The organism is Thermosynechococcus sp. HN-54 (assembly GCF_023650955.1).
GTDB lineage: Bacteria > Cyanobacteriota > Cyanobacteriia > Thermosynechococcales > Thermosynechococcaceae > Thermosynechococcus.
Window position 1 is genome coordinate 578,311 of the sequence record NZ_CP098039.1, and the last position, 19,412, is coordinate 597,722.

Consider the following 19,412-nt stretch of genomic DNA (forward strand, 5'->3'; position numbering starts at 1 on the left):
CTTCATACTCAATACCTCTGTGCAACCAACTCTTAGTATCATCACGGCAACTTATAATGCTGAGAATTATCTTTCCCGCTTGATTGCTTCCTTGGTTGCTCAAACTGATCCAGATTTTGAATGGGTGGTTGCTGATGGCGGTTCTACAGATCGCACATTAGAACTAATCAACGAAGCAAAATCACAATTGAAGACAATTACTGTAGATTCGCGCCCAGACTTCGGAATTTATGATGCTTTGAATCGTGCCGTGAAGCTAGCCTCTGGTGACTATTACGTGGTTGTTGGGGCAGATGATGTTTTATTTCCTGAAACGGTTGCCCACTACAAGACAGCTTGTGCAGAAACTCATGCGGACTTGATTACAACCTGCTACTACGATGGCGATCGACTAGTCACAGGTATTCAGCAGCCAGCTTGGGAATGGCTAAGGGGAATGCATGCTTATGTAACTGGCCATGCCGTAGGTTTAGCAATTCGGCGGGACTTGCACAAGGAAGTTGGAGAATACTCTCGCTATTTTCCGTTGCTGGCAGATCAGTTGTTTATTTTGCAAGCCATACATCAAGGAGCTAAGGTTGTTCTTAGAGATTTTATTGCTGGACGTTACTATCCCCAAGGAACTAGTAGCCGCAATGTACTGGGTTTCATTCTCGAGCTGTACCGTATTCAAGTCAAAATGGGACATTCATTGACTTTCCAAACTCTGCTGCTTCTCTACCGGCTCATCAGATGCTGGCCTCGCATTCAGAAACAGAGATTATGATTTCCGTTGTTATTCCTCTATACAATAAGGCTGCCCATATTGGTCATACCCTTGAGTGTGTTTTACAACAAGCTAGCCCAGCGGCAGAAATTATTGTGATTGACGATGGTTCTACGGATGGCAGTGCTGCTATTGTTCAAGAATTTGTAAGTCAGGGCGTACGCTTGATTCAACAGACAAATCAAGGGGTTAGTGTCGCTCGCAATCGAGGATTAGCAGAAGCGACTGAACCATACGTTGCTTTTCTGGATGCTGACGATGAGTGGTTGCCTGAGCATCTCACAATACTGCAAAGGCTGATCCGAGATTTTCCAAACGCTGCTCTGTGGAGTACTTGTTGTGTTATTCGTCGAGATGGTGAGTATCGTTTACCCCCTTCTCCCTTTTCAGAAGGATGGCGAGGAATAGTTGATCCTTTCTTTGAAGCCTATGCCAAGGGATTGAGTATTGTGACTTCTTCAACTTGTTGTGTGCGTAAAGAGCATTTATTAGCTGTGGGCGGTTTTCCAGTGGGTGTAAAACTCAATGAAGACTACATCACTTGGTGCAAGCTAGCTCTGCGATTTCCTGTTGCCCATGAAGCCACAGTGACAGCAATCTACAATCAGGATGCAGAGAATCGCTGCGGCGAACCTCAAACACTTCCTATTCCTGCCTCATTACCTTTTTTAGTAGAACTTTTACATTCTCAAGCAATGCCTATTTATCACTACAGGGGCATTCAGGCTTGTTTCCAGCGGGTTGCCTTAGCCACTTTAACCCATGCAAAAATTCAAGGGGCTTCAGTAGATGTAATGAATCTGCTACGTCTGGCGTGGCGGGGGAAATGTTATAAAGCAATACTTGCGCTGGCTTTGCTGAATGTTTTGCCGACAGGTCTTTTGAACCAAATCAAGTCCCTACGACATCAACATCAACGACAACAAGCCCAGCGCATTTTTTCTGGTAGGGAAGGGGCTAGCTTTTTCTAGGCGCAGCCACAGCCTGTATGGCCACAACCACCGCTTTGTTTGCAGGTGCCGTTGGCGCAGGCTTCGGAGCAGTAGGGCTTGCCTTCAACCATGATGGCATCGCTGAGGGAGACAACACACAGGCAATGGGGGCAAGCACATTTCATTTGGGTAACGGTTGTCATGGCTGTTTTCTCCAAATAGGTGACACAAGGGAGGTATGCTTCACCTCTCTTTTAATATATCTGAACGGTTGTTCAAATATCAATTAGTTAGCACCTGAACAATGCCTATGATGGAAGTATGAATCCTAAAACCATTGCTGCTCCTCATCCCCATCATCCCGAAGCGTTGGCAAGGGCAAGCGATCGCCTGCTCTCTACGGAAAAAGCCCAACGGATGGCGCAATTTTTTGGCCTGCTGGCTGATGCGAATCGGTTGCGAATTGTGGCCTTGCTTGCCCAAGGGGAGTTCTGTGTCGGCGATATTGCCGTGGCATTAGACATGAGTGAATCAGCCGTCTCCCACCAGTTACGGATACTCAAGGCCATGCGACTGGTGAGTTTCCGTCGCCAAGGACGACATATCTTTTACCAATTGCTGGATCACCACGTGCTGGCGCTCTATGAGGCGGTGGCGGAACACTTAGATGAGGAAGATTCAGAAACAGCCTAGGGAGAAGGGCAAGTCGGTGGCGAGGCAATGCTGGAACCCGAAGAAGCGGCTTCTAAAATTTGGGTTGTGGTCAATGTTGTGTACGTGGCGTAGGTGCAGCCTGTGTACGCTTTCAATTCTAGACGCTCAGGGGTGGCTTGGAATTCCGCGTAGTTACTATTCGCAACGGTGATCCCGTAATCATAGTCGGGCGTATCACTAAAGCCGATTTGTAAACTTGCGATGTCAGTGGTGAATGTGGGATTGGCTAAACGGTAGGCTTGCTGGGCACGGTTCACGGCGCCAATATTGGTTTTGGCTTGAGATTCACGGGCTTTGGTGGCTTGATTCAACATTGAGGGGAGGGCGATCGCCGCCAAAATCGCAATAATAATGACAACGACGAGCAGTTCAATGAGGGTAAAGCCCTTGGAGAGGATGAGCGATCGGTAGAGCCAAGGCAGGTTGGAACGATAAGGAGACATAAGAGTGCTCCAGTATTGGACTCGTCTTTACTCTCAAGTGTTCCCACAGATCTCCGTAAAATTACAGAGATCTCCTCTATAACCCCAGTAGTTTTTTCTTGGCCGCTTGGAACTCCGCTTCTGAGAGTAGCCCCTGCTGGTACATGGCCATGAGTTGTTGCAGTTGCTCTAGGCCAGAGGAACTCGCCGAAGCAGTGGTTTCAGATGTTGGTTCAGGTTGGGGTGGGGATGGTTCAGGGACAGGGGGCGTTGGCGTGGGGCTAGGGGTTGTAGGTGCCAATTGAGCCAATTGGTAGGTTCGGATTACCTCTTGGAGAATGGCGGCTTCCCGCTTGTATTCAAGGCTATCGCGCCCCCCAGCTTTATGGAGTTCTTCCTCGCGTCGCTTCAAATAGTTCAGTAAATGCTCATAGAGAGCTTGCTTTTGTTCTGGGGTTTCGGCTGCTTTGAGGATAAGCGTGACTTGGCGCTGAATTTCCTCTAAGTCGGGACGGCAGGCCAGTACCTCTAGGACTTGGGTCACTTCCTCCCAGTTGGCGGCAATGTCCACATCTTCAAGGCCAACGGCCGTATGGCGCGTATAGCGGATTGTGGCTTCACGGGTAGCACGGTTTTCCGCTTGTTTGAGAACATTAAGGGCGCGCGCAGTTACCACGAGTTTCAAAATCTGTGGGTTTTCTGGGAACACATCCCAGAAGGGGGAATCCTTTTGTAGATGGACAGGGATAGGTAGATCGCGGTTTTCCCCGCGCAGGCGGGCACGTTTGGCAGTAATCATTTGGCCTCGCCAATCTTGATAGGACTGGCGTAGTTCGGGCATGCCCTCAATACAGCGCAATGAAAAGCCGCCCATCTCTTGGACAAAGACAATCCGATGGCGCTCGCGATCGCCCAAGGGCTTGATATCATCACTCGTAATACTTTGGCCGTTGGGTTTGACGAGGTTTTTGAGCAGGGGAATCAGTTTTTTCGCAGCCAAATCGGTAGTATTTTCACCGCCGACAATGGCGATATTCGTATTCACCGAGGGGGTAAAGCCAGCATCGCGCCCACTCATGACCGCTTGGGAGAGCAACAATAAGGGCTTTGATTTCTGGTAGGCCATGCGCAGGACACTGAGGATGTCTCCTTCATCGTTGCGATAAACCTGCAACAGGCGATCGCAGGCGGTGAGATCCCGCACAAGGCGGCTTTCTTCTGGCGCGTTTTGCACGGTGCGCTGTACCGTTTCTTGGATAATCTCCCGCAAGTCACTCTCTTGAACATCCGCCAGTTGTGCCAAATCTAATAAACGCATGACCTCATTGGCAGTGCGGGTTTCCTTCCAGAGGGGACTGGCCTCTCGCAACACCGTTGTTGCCGTGGTGGTACAGAGTTGATTGAGACCAATGGCAAATGTGGACTGCACCCCGGTATTGGCACCTGCGTAGCGCTCTACTAGGTCTTGGTAAAGGTCATTGAGTTCTTGGCGATCGTAGAGCTTGACGCCGTTGATCCGCAGGGCATCAGCACTATCGGCTTGACTATCGGCCATTGCCTTGAAGCTATCCCGTAAATTCAGGAGCCGCTGGTTGAGTTTGGCAAGGCGCGCTTCCATTCCCTGGAGCCACTCTTCTAGCTTGGTCAGCACCTCTTTGGCCAGAAAGCGGGCTTTGGCTTGAATGATGGCATTGAAACTACCCTCAATTCCCTCTAGAGCCTGCTGACAAAATTCCTCCATTTTTGCTTGCTTGGAAATGCCAAAGAGCTGACTAAAGTGCCGGATGTCTTGGAGGGCATTGTCGTATTGCTGATAACGATTGGTGATATTGGGATGCCAAGTTTGCTGGATTTCACGGTCATATTTTTCCTTTTGGCTCATAAAGATTTGGCGAATTTGCAGCAGAAAGGCATTGGCAAACTTTGGCCCGCGATTGCGATCCTCAACGATGCGGTAGAACTCCTCCTCAAGACTTTGGCGAGCTTGCTGGATGATCTGATTGCGGTTGTCGTACATGCGTTGCAAAAAGTCACCGTGGAGGCGCTCATCGGGGCTATGTTCGCGCAAGTGGGCAGCACGGTAATTGTCCACCTGTTCACTGAGCCAAGGCACAAACTGCAAAATTTTCCCCCTTTCAGCTCCAATCATGCCCGCTACTCCCTGTTGGGTACATTCAAGGAGGTTTTCACGGCTAATTTGGTTGCGCAGCTCATTCACCCAGCGGGAGATTTCTTGCATGTAGGGGCGATCGCCCGCCGCTGCTAGAGCCAAGACCAAATCCATATCCAGTAGGTTCATGGGTTTTAGGAGGCTCTGCGTCACCTCCAAGAGTTGCGGTGGCAGTTGTACGGACTCGTTGAGCCACCAGCTCATAAAGTCTTGGCAGAGGCGATAGGTCAAGGAGGCGCGAATTTGGGCAATGGGAATTTCGACACTGGAGAGGCCAAAGGCCATGAAGTTTTTGGGATAGCCTCGACCCCCGGCATCCTGAGAGGCCCAAGCGGCCTTAATGTTGTCACGGATCGAGCGTTTGTGGGGAGCAAAGTCGGAGGTGAGATCCAAAAAGATATTTTGAGCAATCATTTCGCGGATCTCATCGAGCTTGAATTCACTCTCGCCGTTTTTGGTGCCTACGAGGTAGGTAAAGTCAAAGGGGGGCGAGTTGTAGCGAACTTCATCATTGAGACTACTGCTAAATTGGGCCATGTACTCAGTGCGGTAGTCAGAAAAATAACTGAGTTCCATCAGGGCGGCGTAGCCATTGGCCAGCACGCGATCGCCAACACTAATGGCGGCAAAGGCATTGGGCATGGGCACAATTGCAGTTATAAGGGGACTCGACTGCCCCTTGAGCCAGTGGCGCACACAATAGCCGAGGTCAATGAGCATACCGCTACCCGTGCCCCCCGAGAGGGAACCGGTAATAAAGACATTGAGGCTACTATTGTTGACCTTCAGCCCATAGCGGCTCTGCATGAAGGCTTCATGGCCTTTGACGCGATCGCTCGCCGCTTGGAATTTTTGCTGAATGGCATGGTAATTGCAAAAGAAGGCAAACCGCCCACAGGCACGAATTTGTCCGGCTCCTGCCTCTAAAGCCGTAATGTTGCGCTCTAATTCCTTGGGAAACCAAGAGGCAATCCAAGGGTAGTTGTCAAGGTTTTGAATAATTTGCTGCACGTTTTTGCCACTGACACTGGCCCAGTGTTTTTCGTTGTCCTTCAGGGGAGAACCCGCTGCGAGGGGGTTGCTCACTTTGTAGTCGCGATCGGTGTCAATGGCGAGAAAACTAATCACGGGAAACTGTTTTAGGCTACCGTAGGTTTCCTCAACTAACCGCCGCACCCGCGATAGCACTTCAATGCCTGTACCACCTACGCCAACAATCACTGTCGGAACAATGGACTTTTCCTCAACCTGTGCAGGCATGATTCCAGTCTCCGTGACAAGTCATCCCCATCCTAGCAAGGATGTCCGCGAAATCTGGTGATCGCAATGTTTGATAAAAAATTTTTGCAGCAATACAATCTGATAGTTTTATCCGCTGAGCGTCACTACAGCAGCAGGACGACCTGCAAGCAGTTGGGTCACCGTTTGCAATAACCCTTGGGGTTGAAAGGGCTTGGTAATGTAACCATTGGCACCCAGTTGAAAGGCTTTTTGGCGGTGGGTGTCCCCTCCCCGTGACGTTAACATTGCGACCGGTAAATGGCGTAAGCGCCCCGAAAGACGAATCGCCTCTAGCAAACCATAGCCATCGAGGCGGGGCATCTCGATATCGGTGATCACAAGGGACACCTGATCCCCTTGGCCAAGGAGAAAATCCAATGCTTCCTTGCCATCGCGGCATTGCACGACATCGTAGCCCGCCTGCCGCAGCACACGATCCAAGAGCCGTCGCACAGCAATCGAATCATCAACAATCAGCACTTGGGGTATGGTGCGCTGCCGAGCTGTGGCTGTCACTAGGGAGGCCGGTACCTCCATGGGCGTGAGCAGCACTGTAAAGTTGTCGGGAGCCAGAACTGGCGCCACTTCACCGCTTCCCAGAACCGTACACCCCATGATGTAGGGGGGCACAGGTACCGTTTGATCAAAGGGTTTGACCACCAGCTCTCGCTCGGCAATGAGGTAGTTCACTGCCAAGGCCACCGCCTGACCGGCGACATCCACAACCACACCCACACCAAGGGGCTGGTTTGGGGCACTCAGGGGACGCTGATAGGGCAAGAATTGATGCAGTGGATACAAGGGGATAGATTGTCCTTGCCACTCAATGGTGGCGCTGGGGTGGCGAATATCTGTGTATTCCTTCAGGGCAATGACTTCGCGGATACTCAGATCTGGGATGGCCAAGGTTAGCTCCCCGACTTGACACAGCACCATGGGCAGCAGACTGAGCGTCAAGGGGAGAGTAAGCGTAAAGGTCGTTCCCCGCTGGGGTTCAGTACTAATCTGAAGGCGCCCCCGCGATCGCTGGACTTGCTCGCGCACCACATCCAATCCCACCCCCCGACCGGAAAGATGACTCACCTGCTTGGCGGTTGAAAACCCCGGTACGAAGAGAAATTCCAAAATCTGCTCGCAGCTCAGGTGGGGAACTTTTTCGGGAGAGCAGAGCTTGAGTTCAACGGCCTTTTGGCTGACACGTTGGAGATCAATCCCCCGACCATCATCGGCTACCTGAATTTCCACGGCATTCCCCCACAGTCGTGCTCGTAGCCAAATCGTTCCAGTGGGGGACTTCCCCAATTGTTGCCGCTCTTGGGGAAGCTCAAGGCCATGGTCAAAGGCATTGCGCACGAGATGGGTCAAGGGTGCCTTGAGTTGCTGCAAAATCACTTGATCCACAAGGGTATCGCCCCCCTCAATCACCAGTTGAACCAGTTTATGGTGGCGATCGCCCAAGGTTTGCACAGCGGTCACAAACTTTTCTGCCAGTTGCCGAAAGGGCACCAAGCGGGAATTTGTCAGTTCACCGTACAGACTGTTTAAGTGCTGGCGGTTGAGATCAAGGGCTTCTTGGAGATCGCGGTTGAGCAGATCAATATCAGCGCCTGTCTCCTGAATCCGCACCAGCAATTCTTGAAAATCTTGGAGCGCGGTGTGCAGTTCTGTGTAGCGGTCAAATTGCAGGGCATCAAAGTCACTATGACCATTCGCAGCTAAACCTCGACTCCCAAGGGGGGTGGCCAAGCGATCGTAGCAGGTCTGCACCTGATCGCGAATGGGGCGAAATTGCTCAAGGCGGTGCTTAAGTTCGCGATTGGCACGCAAAAATTGCTGTTGATAGAGGGTGAGGCGCTCTTGGCCAATGAGCAATTCACTGACGGTGTTGCCTAAGCGTTCCAGCTTACTGACAGGAATCCGCAGGTAATTGTCTTCTAAGGGCGCTGTCTCAGGAACTGCAGGGGGGGTAGGGGTCGGTAACTTGGCTAGTTCTGCCTGCTGCAATTGCCGAAACTCAGTGACAACGGCGGGCACTAATTCCCCAAGGGGCAAATCCGCTGCGAGCTTCGGTAATTCTGCAGCCAGTTGCTGCAACCAAGGAATGGCGTACTGCTCCGCGAGGGTTTGGGTGGTGCCAATCAGGTGGGCTAAGGCAGTCTCCCGCTCGGCATCCGTGGCACTTGCCTCTAGAGTCTGTAGGGATTCCTCAAGGGTCTGGGTCAAAGCGGTGCGTAAATCGGGAGCAGCAGGGGTGGCTGCTGAGGGTGCTGAGACTGTTCCTAGGAGTTCTGTCAGTGCCTCAAGGAGGGCTTGGTAAAGCGGTGTGGGCATTAGGGAATGGTTTTGTTTGGCTGCCGCGAGGAGTTCTTGAGCTTGTTCAATACCCTGCACTAGGAGCCTGTGGGCACGGGGGCGATCCCCCATGCGACCCTCTTTGAGGGCTTCCAGAACATCCTCTAGGCGATGGCACAAGCCCTGTAGCTCACTGAGTTGGGCAATCCCAGCCCCTCCCTTGAGGGAATGCGCCGCCCGCATCAGGGTGTTGTAATCCTCAGCCGTATAGTGACGCTCAGGATCAGTCGCGACCTGCTCTGCCCATTGTTCGAGAAGTAGTAAATACTCCGGCGCATCCTCGTAAAGGAAGCAATGGCGTGCCTCTTGGGTAATGGCATCAAGGTCGGCAGCATTGAGGGTCATAGACTACCCACCCTTAAGCATCCACACGGAACCGCGATACAGAGGCTTGCAGTTCTGCGGCAACAGCCACTAGGCTTTCCATAGCATCCACCACAGCAGCAGCGGCTGAAGTTGTTGTTTGTGCCATCTGGGCAACCCCCTGCATAATCTGCGTCACTTCTGCGGCCGTGGACGTTTGGGAAGCAGTACGCTCAGAAATCATTTGCAGCCGTGAATCAATCTGCTGGTTGAGGCGAGCGAGTCCCTGTAATGTTGCTTTGGTTTGACTCACCAACTGGGTGCCCTTGACCACCTGCGCCGTACTGCCCTCCATTTCCTGAAGCACCTCAGCCGTCTCCTGCTGAATCCCCGTCACCAACTGCTCAATATCCCGCGCTGAATCGGTCACCCGCTCGGCCAAGCGGCGCACCTCATCGGCCACCACCCGAAAGCCTTGGCCATGTTCCCCGGCGCGTGCGGCTTCAATCGAGGCATTAAAGGCCAAAAGGTTGGTTTTCTCAGAGATGCTGGAGATGATGTTGATGATTTTGGAGATCTCTTGGGAGGATTCAGCGAGGCGTTTCATTTTCTTGGCGGTGTCGGCCACACTGAGGCGGATATTTTCCATACTCTCCACGGTGGTGTCCATGGTTGCATCCCCCAATTGGGCTGCCGTCAACCCCTCCGCGGCGATCGCGGCTGCTTCTTGGGCAGAATTGGCGACTGCTTGCACTGAGGTGGCCATCCTCTCAACCGCTTCTACGCTGCGATCAATGTCGGCAGCTTGCTGGGTTGCCCCTGCCACAAGTCCGGCGATCGCCTCTTGGGTGGTTTGGGCAGCGGCCTGGACTTGGTTGGCAGCGGTCTGGACTTGCACGACAATTTGCCGCAAACTGCGTACCGTGGCATTGAAGGCATCGGCAATGGATCCCATTTCCCCTTCGTCCACCTTGGCGCGGACGGTGAGGTCTCCCCGCTGTGCCCCTTCAATATCCAACAGTAGGTTAATTACCGCCTCCTGCATTTTCATCCGCTCTTGGCGCTGCCGCTGTATCTCTGCTTGGCGTTGGGTTTCAAGAGTTTGGATCTGGTCTTGCTGCTGTTGCAGTTGCGCCACCAAGGCAGCAATCCCTTGGCCAATGGCTGCTAGTTGGGGATCGCTGAACTCGGGCAAGGGTGTGTCCCACTGTTGCTGATGGAGTTGTCCAAGCCAAGCCTCTAGCGTATGCAACCCTTGCCGCAGCTGTTTGATTTGGCCACGCCCCAAGGGGATGGGCGTCGGCACAGGCGGAGGACTCGGCGGCGGGGGGGCTGGTATCGGTTGGACAGTAGGGCTTCCCTGCAACAAAGCCAAGGCATTGCGGGCACTTTGGCCAAAAATTCCCTGATCCGCATCGGCGATCGCCTGATAGAGGGCTTCAGCGGCGCCAATCTCACCGGCTTGCTCTAAAGCGGTGGCCAAGGATAACTGTAGCAAACGATCCGTTGGCTCCTCCTCAAGCAGAGCACGCAGGGTCGGGATATCCTGAGTGAGAATGGCATTGAAGTAGCGATCGCTCAGGGAGGTGGTGGGGGTAGAATTCGCAAGGGAGGTCATAGGGCAGAGGAGGGTGAACGGGCTATACTTGCAAAAATGGCCTCAACATTCAATAGTAAAATCGGTACACGATCAAACTGCACAAACCCCTGCAAGTACTGCTGCACCTGCCGTTGAAGTCGCTGGGGCACGGGCTGCTGCTTTTCGGGCGGAACATGGATGATCCCCCGCAGTTGACTGACGACACAGGCGAGTTGACGCGGCGATGATCTGTCCGTGTCTCGCATGACTAGTGCCGTCCAACGTTGGTGGGGCGATCGCCCCCAATCATGCTGCACCCCCAGCAATTGCAATAGGTCGAGCATCCATAATAACCGCCCCCGCTGGTTACTAATGCCCAAAAGGGCAGCTGAAACCCCCGGCATCAGACAAATATCCCGTGGCTCTAGGCTAAAGACCTCAGCGGTTTGCTCAAGGGGAATCGCTACATTCACCCGTCGGGGAAGCTCCACATGAAAGTATTCTTGAATTGCCGGCGTACTCACAGGCATCATTTCAAATTAGGACTTCAAATTAAGACAGCGGCGGTAGGTATTCGTTGATGGTTTCAATCAACTCTTCGGGTTCAAAGGGCTTGGTAATGTAGGCATTGCCCCCCTGACGCAATGCCCAGAATCGATCAAAGTCCTGATCCTTAGAAGAGCAAAAGATAATCGGTACTGTCTTGAGGAGGGGGTTTGCCCGCACTTCCCGACACAGTTCCAAACCATTGACGCCGGGCATCACAATATCAAGCACAATCAAATCGGGGGGCTGATGACTGGCCAACCATTCCATTGCTTTTTCTGCTGTTTCCGCCACGTGGGTTTGGTGTCCCAATTTCTCTAAAATTGAGACAATCATGGTTTGCTCTGTGCGGGAATCCTCAACGACTAGCACCTGCTTCATGAATGACTCTCCATCGCCGCAGTCTGGGTAAATCGCTCTGCTAACGATAGTAACTCCTGTGGGGTAAAGGGCTTCGTTAAATAATCCGTTGCACCCACCATGCGTGCCCGAATCCGATCCACTAACCCATCGCGCCCTGTGAGCATGACCACTGGCACATCCTTAAGGGTTTCCGTCTGCCGCAGCTGACGGCACAGCTCGTAGCCATCCATTTCTGGCATCGAGATATCCATCAAGACTAAGTTAGGCTTGGTGTCATTGAGGGCACTCAGGGCATGGGTCGGCTCCATCAAGCCCAGTACCCGATAACCACAGGTCTCCAAAATGAGGCGGACGTTGCGCTGAATGGTGCGACTGTCGTCAATACAGGCGACAATGGGACGGGTATCACTAGTGGGCGCATTGTAGGGATGCTGAGCAATCAACCCATTCACGAGGGCGGGTTGCAGTAACTGGGCAGTGGCGATCGCCTCCATGCGCAATTGAGTCGCCACCTCATAGAGTACAGGTGTCTGCTCCAAGAGTTGAGGCAATGCAGCGGCAATATCGCCGCCATAATCCATCGGCCACAGATCAGCGGGAATTCGCTCAGTGGTGGTGAGCACCAGCCGTTGCAGCGGCGAGTTCAAATAGGTGCGCACCTGTACCGCTTGGGTAATGGCTTGCCGCAGGTGACTCAGGGTTTGCTTGATCGGCACACAGAGCACCAAGTGATCGAGACCCGCCACTCGCTCCACCCGCACTGAGGCTTGGGGCATGGCAAAGATATGAACCAGCGCTTCTTGACTAAAGAGAAAGAGCAGCTTACGCAGTTGGGGAAGGGTCAATTGCCCCTGTTGCCAAAGACGACAGAGATACTGATACTCCGTTTCATCGGCTGCCAATGTGGTGCTGAGTTGGGGGCAATAGCGTTGACACAGGTAGTTGAAGCGTTCCTGATGCCCGACAGTGCTATTGGCGTAATGCAGTTGACCATTGCCGACATAGAGGTTCCAGCCGATGGAGGAATCCTTCGGATCGGTAAAGGTTAAGTGACCGGAGAGGCGATCGCCAATCACCTTTTGGATCACTCGTGCGGGAAATGCCAATGCTTTGTCGCCCACTTGCGCTACTGAACTTGACGTAGGTGTACTCGTCGTCATAGAAGTCGTACCTTTGACAATCTGATAAACCACCGACTCAGCAACAGAGAACTACTGCGTTGAAGAACTCGTAAATTTTTTGGCACTGTTTGTGTCAGAGAATTACCAGTACCCAATATTCAAACTTTGAACTTGTTTCAAAAGCAGGCTGGTTTGCCGCTTTTTTCTTAAGATCGAATGCCCCAAAATTCACTGTATGATAGGCTGCTACTCCTTATGATGTGCAGCCTCACCTTCGAGGAGCGCTGTCGCTACTCCCATCCTTCGAATCATACCCCCTCCCAATCTGTCGATTTTTCAGTATTTTTGCTGTAATCCTTATTCTAAGCCTCGCGTCCCGTTGGAAAATGTATTCTACTTAACGCTTTTTGTCTAGACACCTGACACATTATATTAAGGAAAACAGTTGAGGCGGATTCTAAAAGGGGGGCTTGATAAGTGTTGCAAAAGAGGCAATACTGATTTGATTATCTGATAGTAACAATAGCATCTATTGTACATAAAAGGGCAAAATGGCTTCTTTTTGCCTCTGCAACGTCAGCACACCGTAGGTTCGTTTTGATGTCTCCCCTCGAATGGTTGACTAACTTATTTCCTCTCTGGGTGCTGCTTACGGCAATTGTGGCGCTGCTGTATCCACCCCTCTTTTTGTGGGTGAGTAGTGATCTCATTGTCTGGATCCTGATGATTGTCATGCTCGGTATGGGGATCACCCTGACTTGGCAAGAGTTCCAAGCCGTAGGTCTGATGCCCCGCACCGTAGTCCTAGGCTTTGTCGCCCAGTACGTGATTATGCCAACTGCAGGATGGCTGGTTGCCCAGCTATACCAGTTACCCACCCCCTTTGCCGTGGGGCTGATTTTGGTGGCTTGCTGCCCCGGGGGGACGGCCTCGAATGTGGTGACGTTTATTGCGCGCGCCCATGTGGCGTTGTCAGTGGTCATGACGCTGTGCTCAACGCTGGCAGCGATTATTTTGACCCCCCTGTTAACCAAGCTCTTGGCGGGTCAATATGTCGAAGTCAATGCACTCCAGTTATTCTGGGGAACGGTACAGGTGGTGTTGCTGCCGATTCTCGTCGGCTTAGCTTTGAACACCAAAGCGCCCAACTTGGTGAAAAAAGTACTCCCCATTTCTCCCTTTGTTTCAGTGTTGGGTATTTGTGTCATTTGCGGTGGCGTGTTTGCGGCGAGTGCCAAGGCGATTCTCAGTCATGGTTTGCAACTGTTGGCAGCCGTTGTTTCCCTCCACAGTTTGGGCTTCCTCGGCGGTTATTACCTCGCACGAGCAGTGGGCTATTCGGAACGCACCTGTCGGACGATCGCCATCGAGGTGGGCATGCAAAACTCTGGGTTAGGAGTGGCGCTGGCGCGGCAAGCCTTTGCGAATCCGCTTACCGCAGTACCCTGTGCAATTTCTGGGGTTGTTCATTCCCTGATGGGTAGTCTCTTGGCAGGTATTTGGCGGTGGCAGCAGGGAGCAGCAGTTCCCAAAATTTGAGGCTCCTTCACGATAGATTGAAAAATGTTTGCGCCCTGAGTATCGTCATGACAGCTTCTTCTCCCGTGTCGACAACAACTGCCCCCTCATTCACCCCAGTGGCAATCCCCCGTCATGATCTCACAGTTCCTCTTTGGTTAGCGCTGGCGATCGCTGCTGTTGCCACAGTGATCCTTTACATTTTCTTTTTGCCGCTCCAAGGGACGTACATTGGCCAACTGCTGCTCAATCGCGGATGGACACAACCGGTGGCCGTCTTTTTTGCTTGGATCGTCTTGGTGTTTACGATTTTGAAGGCGATCGCCCTCTTTCAGCAAGCACCCAGTCTGCGGCAAATCTGGATCCCCGCCAACTATCCCTTCATCTCGATGCGGGATATTTTGCAATTGCAGCAAACCCTTGCCCAACGGCGGACGCTGCTGCCCAATCGCTGTGCCCGTGTTTTAGGAGTGTTTCTCAGTAGTGGCCAGCGAGAGATTGCCGTTGAAGCCGCCGCAGAAGATAGTGGCAGTGCCGCAGCAGTCACCGATGCCTCCTATACGATTCCCCGTGTCCTAGTCTGGGCGATTCCCTTGTTGGGCTTTATTGGCACCGTGGTTGGGATTAGCCAAGCGGTCAGTGGCTTTTCCAGTTTTTTGGAGACGGCTCAGGACGTGAACCAAATCAAGGAGGGGATTGGCGGTGTAACGACGGGGCTAGCGGTTGCCTTTGATACCACACTCGTGGCCTTGGTGCTGAGTGTTCTAGTCATGATCCCGATGGTGATTGTTGAGCGCTGGGAGAATAAGCTGCTGCTGCAAATTGACACCTACATTAACGATCAACTGCTGCCCCGCCTCCCCGTTACGAATACGCCCGCAGGGGTGGATCGCGAAACTCTCCAAGAAGTGGTTCAGGAAACAATTCGCGCGGAGTTGCCCACGGAGGAACGGCTACAACAACTGTTGGACAACTTAAATCAACTAGCCCGTGCCGTGGTCAGGGATCGACAGCAATTTGTGGCCACACTGGAGGAGCGTCAGCAACAGTCCATTGAGCAGTTTGAGCGCCTCGTGACCCAAATTCAGCACAGCCAAGGGGAACTACTGGCGCGTGTCAATCAGGAACAGACCGCCATTGCCCAGGAACTGCGGCAACAGAGCCAATACATTGCTCAACTCTTGGCTGAGAGCGATCGCACGCTGCAACAGCGGCTGCAACTTCTAGAGACGCTCCATCAAGCCTTGCAGGCGCTAGCGGATACCGGCAATTTGCAACTGCTGCTTGATAGCCTCAACCACACCTTGGCGAATCTGCAACCGGTGCTGCGACAATTGGCTCAACCCCGCCGTGTGACCCTTGTGGAGCAACCTAGCTCCTTGGAAGCGGCCGATCGCTAGACCGCGAGGAATCGTTGAATCACTTCTTGACTGAGATCACTGGTGGGACCAGAGGCAACAATACCCCCCTTTTGCATCGCATAGTACCAGTCCGCCTCACGGACAAAGTGGAGGTGTTGCTCCACTAGGAGGACAGAAAGGCCTCGGGCGGCAATAATGCGACGCACAGCTGCCTCAATCTCCAAGATAATAGAGGGTTGAATGCCTTCAGTGGGTTCATCCAAAAGGAGGAGTTTCGGTTGTCCCATCAGGGCGCGGGCGATCGCCAACTGCTGCTGCTGACCACCGCTTAAATCTCCTCCCATGCGGTAGAGCATTTTCTTCAGCACAGGAAATAGCTCAAAAATTTCCTCCGGAATCTCCTGTTTCCCCCTAACCCTTGACCGAGGACAAGCCTCCAAGCCGAGCAGCAGGTTTTCTTTGACCGTCAATTGAGGAATGATTTCCCGACCTTGGGGCACATAGGCAATTCCCAACTTGGCGCGCTGATCAGGACGCAGAGGTAGCAGTGAAAAACCTTGACAGTCCAGTTGACCACTGCGGGGCTTGAGCAGGCCAATAATGGTTTTCAAGAGAGTCGTTTTGCCGACACCATTGCGACCAATCAGGCACACCATTTTGCCAGTGGGCACACTCAGGTCAATGTCCCATAGGATGTGGCTTTCACCGTAATAGACATTGAGGCCACGAATGCGCAGCATCCAATCGGCATCTACCGCTGTTGTGGGGAGGGGATAGTGATCAACGGGGGTCATGGCTGTTTCGTCGAGTGGGATTCTTCAAGGGGGGCGCCGAGATAGACTTCAATGACACGGGGGTCGTTTTGGACTTCTGCAATCGAACCTTCGCAGAGCACTGAGCCTTCATGGAGCACCGTCACCGTGCGGGCAATTTGGCGCACAAACTCCATATCGTGCTCAATCACAATAATGGAATGGCTTTCGGCCAAGGCCAGCAGTAGCTCCCCTGTGAGGTGTGTTTCCTCATCGGTAAGGCCGGCAACGGGCTCATCCACCAGCAGCAAATCTGGGGATTGTGCCACCAGCATGCCAATTTCTAGCCATTGCTTTTCACCGTGGGAGAGGAGTCCTGCCGGAAAGTTTGCCTTTGGCCGCAGACCAATGGTGTCAATGAGGGTTTGTAGGCGATCGCGCTCCTGCCGCGACGGTCGCTGAAATAGGGTTGCCCATACCCTCTTGTGGCGCGCCCCCACCAACTCCAAGTTTTCCCGCACTGTAAGGTTGAGATAGACACGGGGGGTTTGAAACTTACGGCCAATGCCCATACGGGCAATTTGATCCTCACTGTAGCGGCGTAGATTGCGACCCTTGAAGAGCACTCGCCCCTGGGTTGGCTTGACTTTCCCCGTAATGACATCGAGGAACGTGGTTTTACCCGCACCATTGGGGCCGATAATTACCCGTAGCTCCCCCGCCTGCATGCGAAAGGAAAGATGGTTGAGGGCGTTGAAACCATCAAAGCTAACAGTGAGATCCTCAATTTCTAGAATTGGTGGTGATGTCACGGTGAGTGTTTGCCCTCCTGTTCGAGCACTTCACGTTCGTATTGCACCTCCGGATCAAACTCCAACTCCGGATAGGTGGCTACGGGCTGTGGCCGTCCCCAAAGTTTCGCGATCAGGTTGGGGGCTTCCGTACGCAGCCAGCCAACAATACCGCTGGGTAACGCCAAGACCACCATGAGGAAAAGCGCCCCTTGGAAAAACAGCCAAATATCGGCAAACTGTTCGCTGAGGAGGCTGCGGGCAAAGTTGACAAGAAGTGCCCCCAGTACCGCCCCAATCAGGCTGGCACGACCGCCAACCGCCACCCAAATCACCATCTCAATCGAGAAAGCAATATCCATTGCCCGTGGTGAGATAATGCCTGTGCGTAGGGTAAAGAGGGCACCCCCGATCCCCGCCAAGGCAGCGGAAATGGCAAAAACGAGTACTTTATAACTAGTGGGGTTGTATCCCGAAAAGCGGACACGGGCTTCGTCATCGCGGATGGCAACCAGCAGCCGGCCAAAACGTCCCATAGTCAGCCAACGGCAGAGAAGATAGGCCAGAGCCAAAAAGATCACCGTCAGGACATAGAACCAATACTGCGTTTGGGGACTGCGCACAGGAAACCCCAACAGGGTTTGAAAATCCGTTAAACCATTGGTGCCGTTAAAAAGCTTTTGCTGACCATTGAAGAAGTTAAAGAAGACAATAATGGCCGCTTGGGTAAGGATGGAAAAATAGACCCCCCGAATGCGGTTGCGAAAGACAAGGTACCCCAAAAGTGCCCCCAGTAGGGCTGGAATCAAAACCACTGCTGTTACGGCAAAGGCAAAGGAATAGAAGGGATACCAAAACCACGGCAACTCCGTGACGCCGTAGAGAATCATAAAGTCGGGTAAGGGGCTAGAGGCAGTGGCGGGTACTTGCAACTTCAGGTGCATGGCGATCGCGTACCCCCCCAAAGCAAAGAAAATGCCATGGCCAAGGCTGAGCAACCCTGTAAAGCCCCAAATCAGATCAATTCCCAAAGCAACAATAGCCAAGGCCAGATAGCGGTGGAGGAGATCCAAACGAAAGCCCGGCAAAAGCGGCGGCATCAGAAAAATCAGGATCAGGGCAAGAGCAACCACGACGAATAACTCGCGGCCACTCAGACGATCCTTGGGAAAGGAGAACTGCGGTAGCTTAGGCATCGACCGTCCGTCCTTTTTGTGGGAAAAGACCAGCGGGACGCACTTGCAGGAAAGCAATGATCAGGATGAAGACCATCACCCGTGCCATGCTGGTACTGGCAAAAAATTCAAAGAAGTCAAACAGTGCCGTTTGCGGTTCAAGAAAGCGGGTCATCAACCCCGAACCAATGACATAATTGACAAAGCCAATGCCAAGGGCAGCCACGATTGACCCAACAATTTTACCGACGCCGCCAACAACCACGACCATGAAGGCTTCGACAATGTAGTTCTGCCCTGTATTCGGACTCACAGAACCCAAGAGGCTAATGGCACACCCTGCTATCCCCGCTAGACCAGAGCCAAGGGCAAAGGTGAGTGCATCCACTGTTTCAGTGGGAATCCCCAAGCAGGCACTCATACTGCGGTTTTGGGTCACAGCGCGAATCCGTAGCCCCCATTGCGATCGCAGCAGAAAGAGGTAAATCGCTACCAGACACACTGCCGTCAGGGCAATAATAAAGAGGCGGACAAAGGGAAACTGCACCCCCCAGAGATTCACCCCTCCCCGCAGCCAACTGGGGGCCGTCACATCCACCCCCTGAGCGCCAAACCAAGGCTTTGTCATTGCCAGACCCACCGCGCCCCCAGCCACAAAGCCAGCCGTCAGGCCAATCCCGACAGAGAGCACTAGTAACACTGGCCTTACCCAAGCCTGCCAACGGGGGGCGATCGCCCGTTTGGAGAGGAGCCAGCGGCCACCAAAGAAGAGCAGACAAAAGAGGGCGATTTGCAGCGTCATCTGCCAACTGATACTGCGCACCAACTGTTGCAGGATCAAACTCACGCCCCAAGTGGCCAAGAGGGTTTCGAGGGGGCGACCATAGAGATAGCGAATGACTCCCCGTTCAAGGAGGAGACCGACACCAGCGGCAACGCCAAAGGCCAAGGGCACTGCTATCAATAGATAAGCATCAAACCAACCCTCCCCCAGTTGGCGGAAGCCATTTTGTACCACGAAGGTGGTGTAGGCTCCCAGCATCATCAGTTCACCGTGGGCAAGGTTAATCACGCCCATAATGCCAAAGACGATCGCCAGCCCCAGTGCGGTTAACAGCAACACCGCACCAATACTCATGCCATTGAAGACACTTTCTAGCAAAAAGGTCATCGTTCTCAAACCTGTGGGAAAAAAGCCACCCCGGACAGTTAACCGCGATCGTCAACCGCCTTGGGGGGCAAAAACTGTTTTCAGGACTACTAAAT

The 19,412-nt window shown here is 52.9% G+C and carries 17 protein-coding genes; 5 read left to right on the forward strand and 12 right to left on the reverse strand.

All coding sequences use genetic code 11. The features are described from left to right. Nucleotides 1-19 precede the first annotated feature (19 nt). Together NBE99_RS02810 and NBE99_RS02815 are read left to right on the forward strand one after the other, a co-directional pair. Nucleotides 20-766 carry a glycosyltransferase gene (locus tag NBE99_RS02810; RefSeq protein WP_250682992.1) on the forward strand — a complete coding sequence of 249 codons (747 nt, stop codon included), beginning with the start codon at nt 20-22 and terminating at the stop codon, nt 764-766. After that, nucleotides 763-1,737: a glycosyltransferase family A protein gene (locus NBE99_RS02815; protein WP_250682993.1), complete on the forward strand. Its 975-nt coding sequence runs from the start codon at nt 763-765 to the stop codon at nt 1,735-1,737. Before NBE99_RS02810 ends, NBE99_RS02815 begins: the two co-directional genes overlap by 4 nt. Here NBE99_RS02815 and NBE99_RS02820 read toward each other — a convergent pair. Then, entirely contained in the window at nt 1,734-1,901 is a 168-nt protein-coding gene (locus tag NBE99_RS02820; RefSeq protein WP_250682994.1) for a metallothionein, read from the reverse strand. The genes NBE99_RS02815 and NBE99_RS02820 overlap by 4 nt on opposite strands. Nucleotides 1,902-2,019: 118 nt before the next feature. Between NBE99_RS02820 and NBE99_RS02825 the strand changes: the two genes are divergently transcribed. Continuing rightward, the gene (locus NBE99_RS02825; RefSeq protein WP_250682995.1) at nt 2,020-2,391 is read left to right on the forward strand and encodes a helix-turn-helix transcriptional regulator; all 372 of its coding nucleotides are present in this window, start codon (nt 2,020-2,022) and stop codon (nt 2,389-2,391) included. Here NBE99_RS02825 and NBE99_RS02830 read toward each other — a convergent pair. The 7 genes from NBE99_RS02830 to NBE99_RS02860 all read right to left on the reverse strand — a co-directional run bounded on the left by NBE99_RS02830 (nt 2,388) and on the right by NBE99_RS02860 (nt 12,588). Further along, the gene (locus NBE99_RS02830; protein ID WP_250682996.1) at nt 2,388-2,855 is read right to left on the reverse strand and encodes a type IV pilin-like G/H family protein; all 468 of its coding nucleotides are present in this window, start codon (nt 2,853-2,855) and stop codon (nt 2,388-2,390) included. The genes NBE99_RS02825 and NBE99_RS02830 overlap by 4 nt on opposite strands. A 76-nt stretch (nt 2,856-2,931) precedes the next feature. Then, on the reverse strand, nt 2,932-6,264 hold the full coding sequence (locus NBE99_RS02835; protein WP_250682997.1) for a tubulin-like doman-containing protein: 3,333 nt from the start codon (nt 6,262-6,264) through the stop codon (nt 2,932-2,934). 108 nt (nt 6,265-6,372) lie between these two features. Then, the gene (locus tag NBE99_RS02840; protein ID WP_250682998.1) at nt 6,373-8,982 is read right to left on the reverse strand and encodes a hybrid sensor histidine kinase/response regulator; all 2,610 of its coding nucleotides are present in this window, start codon (nt 8,980-8,982) and stop codon (nt 6,373-6,375) included. Between the two features lie 13 nt (nt 8,983-8,995). Continuing rightward, the gene (locus NBE99_RS02845; protein ID WP_250682999.1) at nt 8,996-10,558 is read right to left on the reverse strand and encodes a methyl-accepting chemotaxis protein; all 1,563 of its coding nucleotides are present in this window, start codon (nt 10,556-10,558) and stop codon (nt 8,996-8,998) included. Next, nucleotides 10,555-11,043, reverse strand: coding sequence for a chemotaxis protein CheW (locus NBE99_RS02850; RefSeq protein WP_250683000.1), 489 nt, complete (start codon nt 11,041-11,043; stop codon nt 10,555-10,557). The genes NBE99_RS02845 and NBE99_RS02850 overlap by 4 nt, the downstream gene beginning before the upstream one ends. Before the next feature lie 28 nt (nt 11,044-11,071). After that, a complete protein-coding gene (locus NBE99_RS02855) occupies nt 11,072-11,446 on the reverse strand; it encodes a response regulator transcription factor (protein ID WP_250683001.1) in 375 nt (124 codons plus the stop codon). Then, nucleotides 11,443-12,588: a response regulator gene (locus NBE99_RS02860; RefSeq protein ID WP_250683002.1), complete on the reverse strand. Its 1,146-nt coding sequence runs from the start codon at nt 12,586-12,588 to the stop codon at nt 11,443-11,445. Before NBE99_RS02860 ends, NBE99_RS02855 begins: the two co-directional genes overlap by 4 nt. A 561-nt stretch (nt 12,589-13,149) precedes the next feature. Between NBE99_RS02860 and NBE99_RS02865 the strand changes: the two genes are divergently transcribed. Both NBE99_RS02865 and NBE99_RS02870 read left to right on the forward strand, forming a co-directional pair. Continuing rightward, the gene (locus NBE99_RS02865; RefSeq protein WP_250683003.1) at nt 13,150-14,088 is read left to right on the forward strand and encodes a bile acid:sodium symporter family protein; all 939 of its coding nucleotides are present in this window, start codon (nt 13,150-13,152) and stop codon (nt 14,086-14,088) included. Nucleotides 14,089-14,135: 47 nt separating this feature from the next. Next, complete coding sequence (locus NBE99_RS02870; protein WP_250683004.1) at nt 14,136-15,467, forward strand: MotA/TolQ/ExbB proton channel family protein; 1,332 nt, start codon at nt 14,136-14,138, stop codon at nt 15,465-15,467. Here the strand turns inward: NBE99_RS02870 and urtE are convergent. Genes urtE through NBE99_RS02890 form a run of 4 tightly spaced genes read right to left on the reverse strand, consistent with a single transcriptional unit; the run spans nt 15,464 to nt 19,317 of the window. After that, on the reverse strand, nt 15,464-16,168 hold the full coding sequence (urtE, locus tag NBE99_RS02875) for an urea ABC transporter ATP-binding subunit UrtE (RefSeq protein WP_315897305.1): 705 nt from the start codon (nt 16,166-16,168) through the stop codon (nt 15,464-15,466). The genes NBE99_RS02870 and urtE overlap by 4 nt on opposite strands. 50 nt (nt 16,169-16,218) lie before the next feature. Then, entirely contained in the window at nt 16,219-16,992 is a 774-nt protein-coding gene (urtD, locus tag NBE99_RS02880; protein WP_250683006.1) for an urea ABC transporter ATP-binding protein UrtD, read from the reverse strand. Further along, nucleotides 16,989-18,167, reverse strand: a complete 1,179-nt coding sequence (gene urtC / locus NBE99_RS02885) for an urea ABC transporter permease subunit UrtC (RefSeq protein ID WP_250683007.1) — start codon at nt 18,165-18,167, stop codon at nt 16,989-16,991. The genes urtD and urtC overlap by 4 nt, the downstream gene beginning before the upstream one ends. Continuing rightward, entirely contained in the window at nt 18,160-19,317 is a 1,158-nt protein-coding gene (locus NBE99_RS02890) for an ABC transporter permease subunit (protein WP_250683008.1), read from the reverse strand. Before NBE99_RS02890 ends, urtC begins: the two co-directional genes overlap by 8 nt. Between the last annotated feature and the right edge of the window lie 95 nt (nt 19,318-19,412).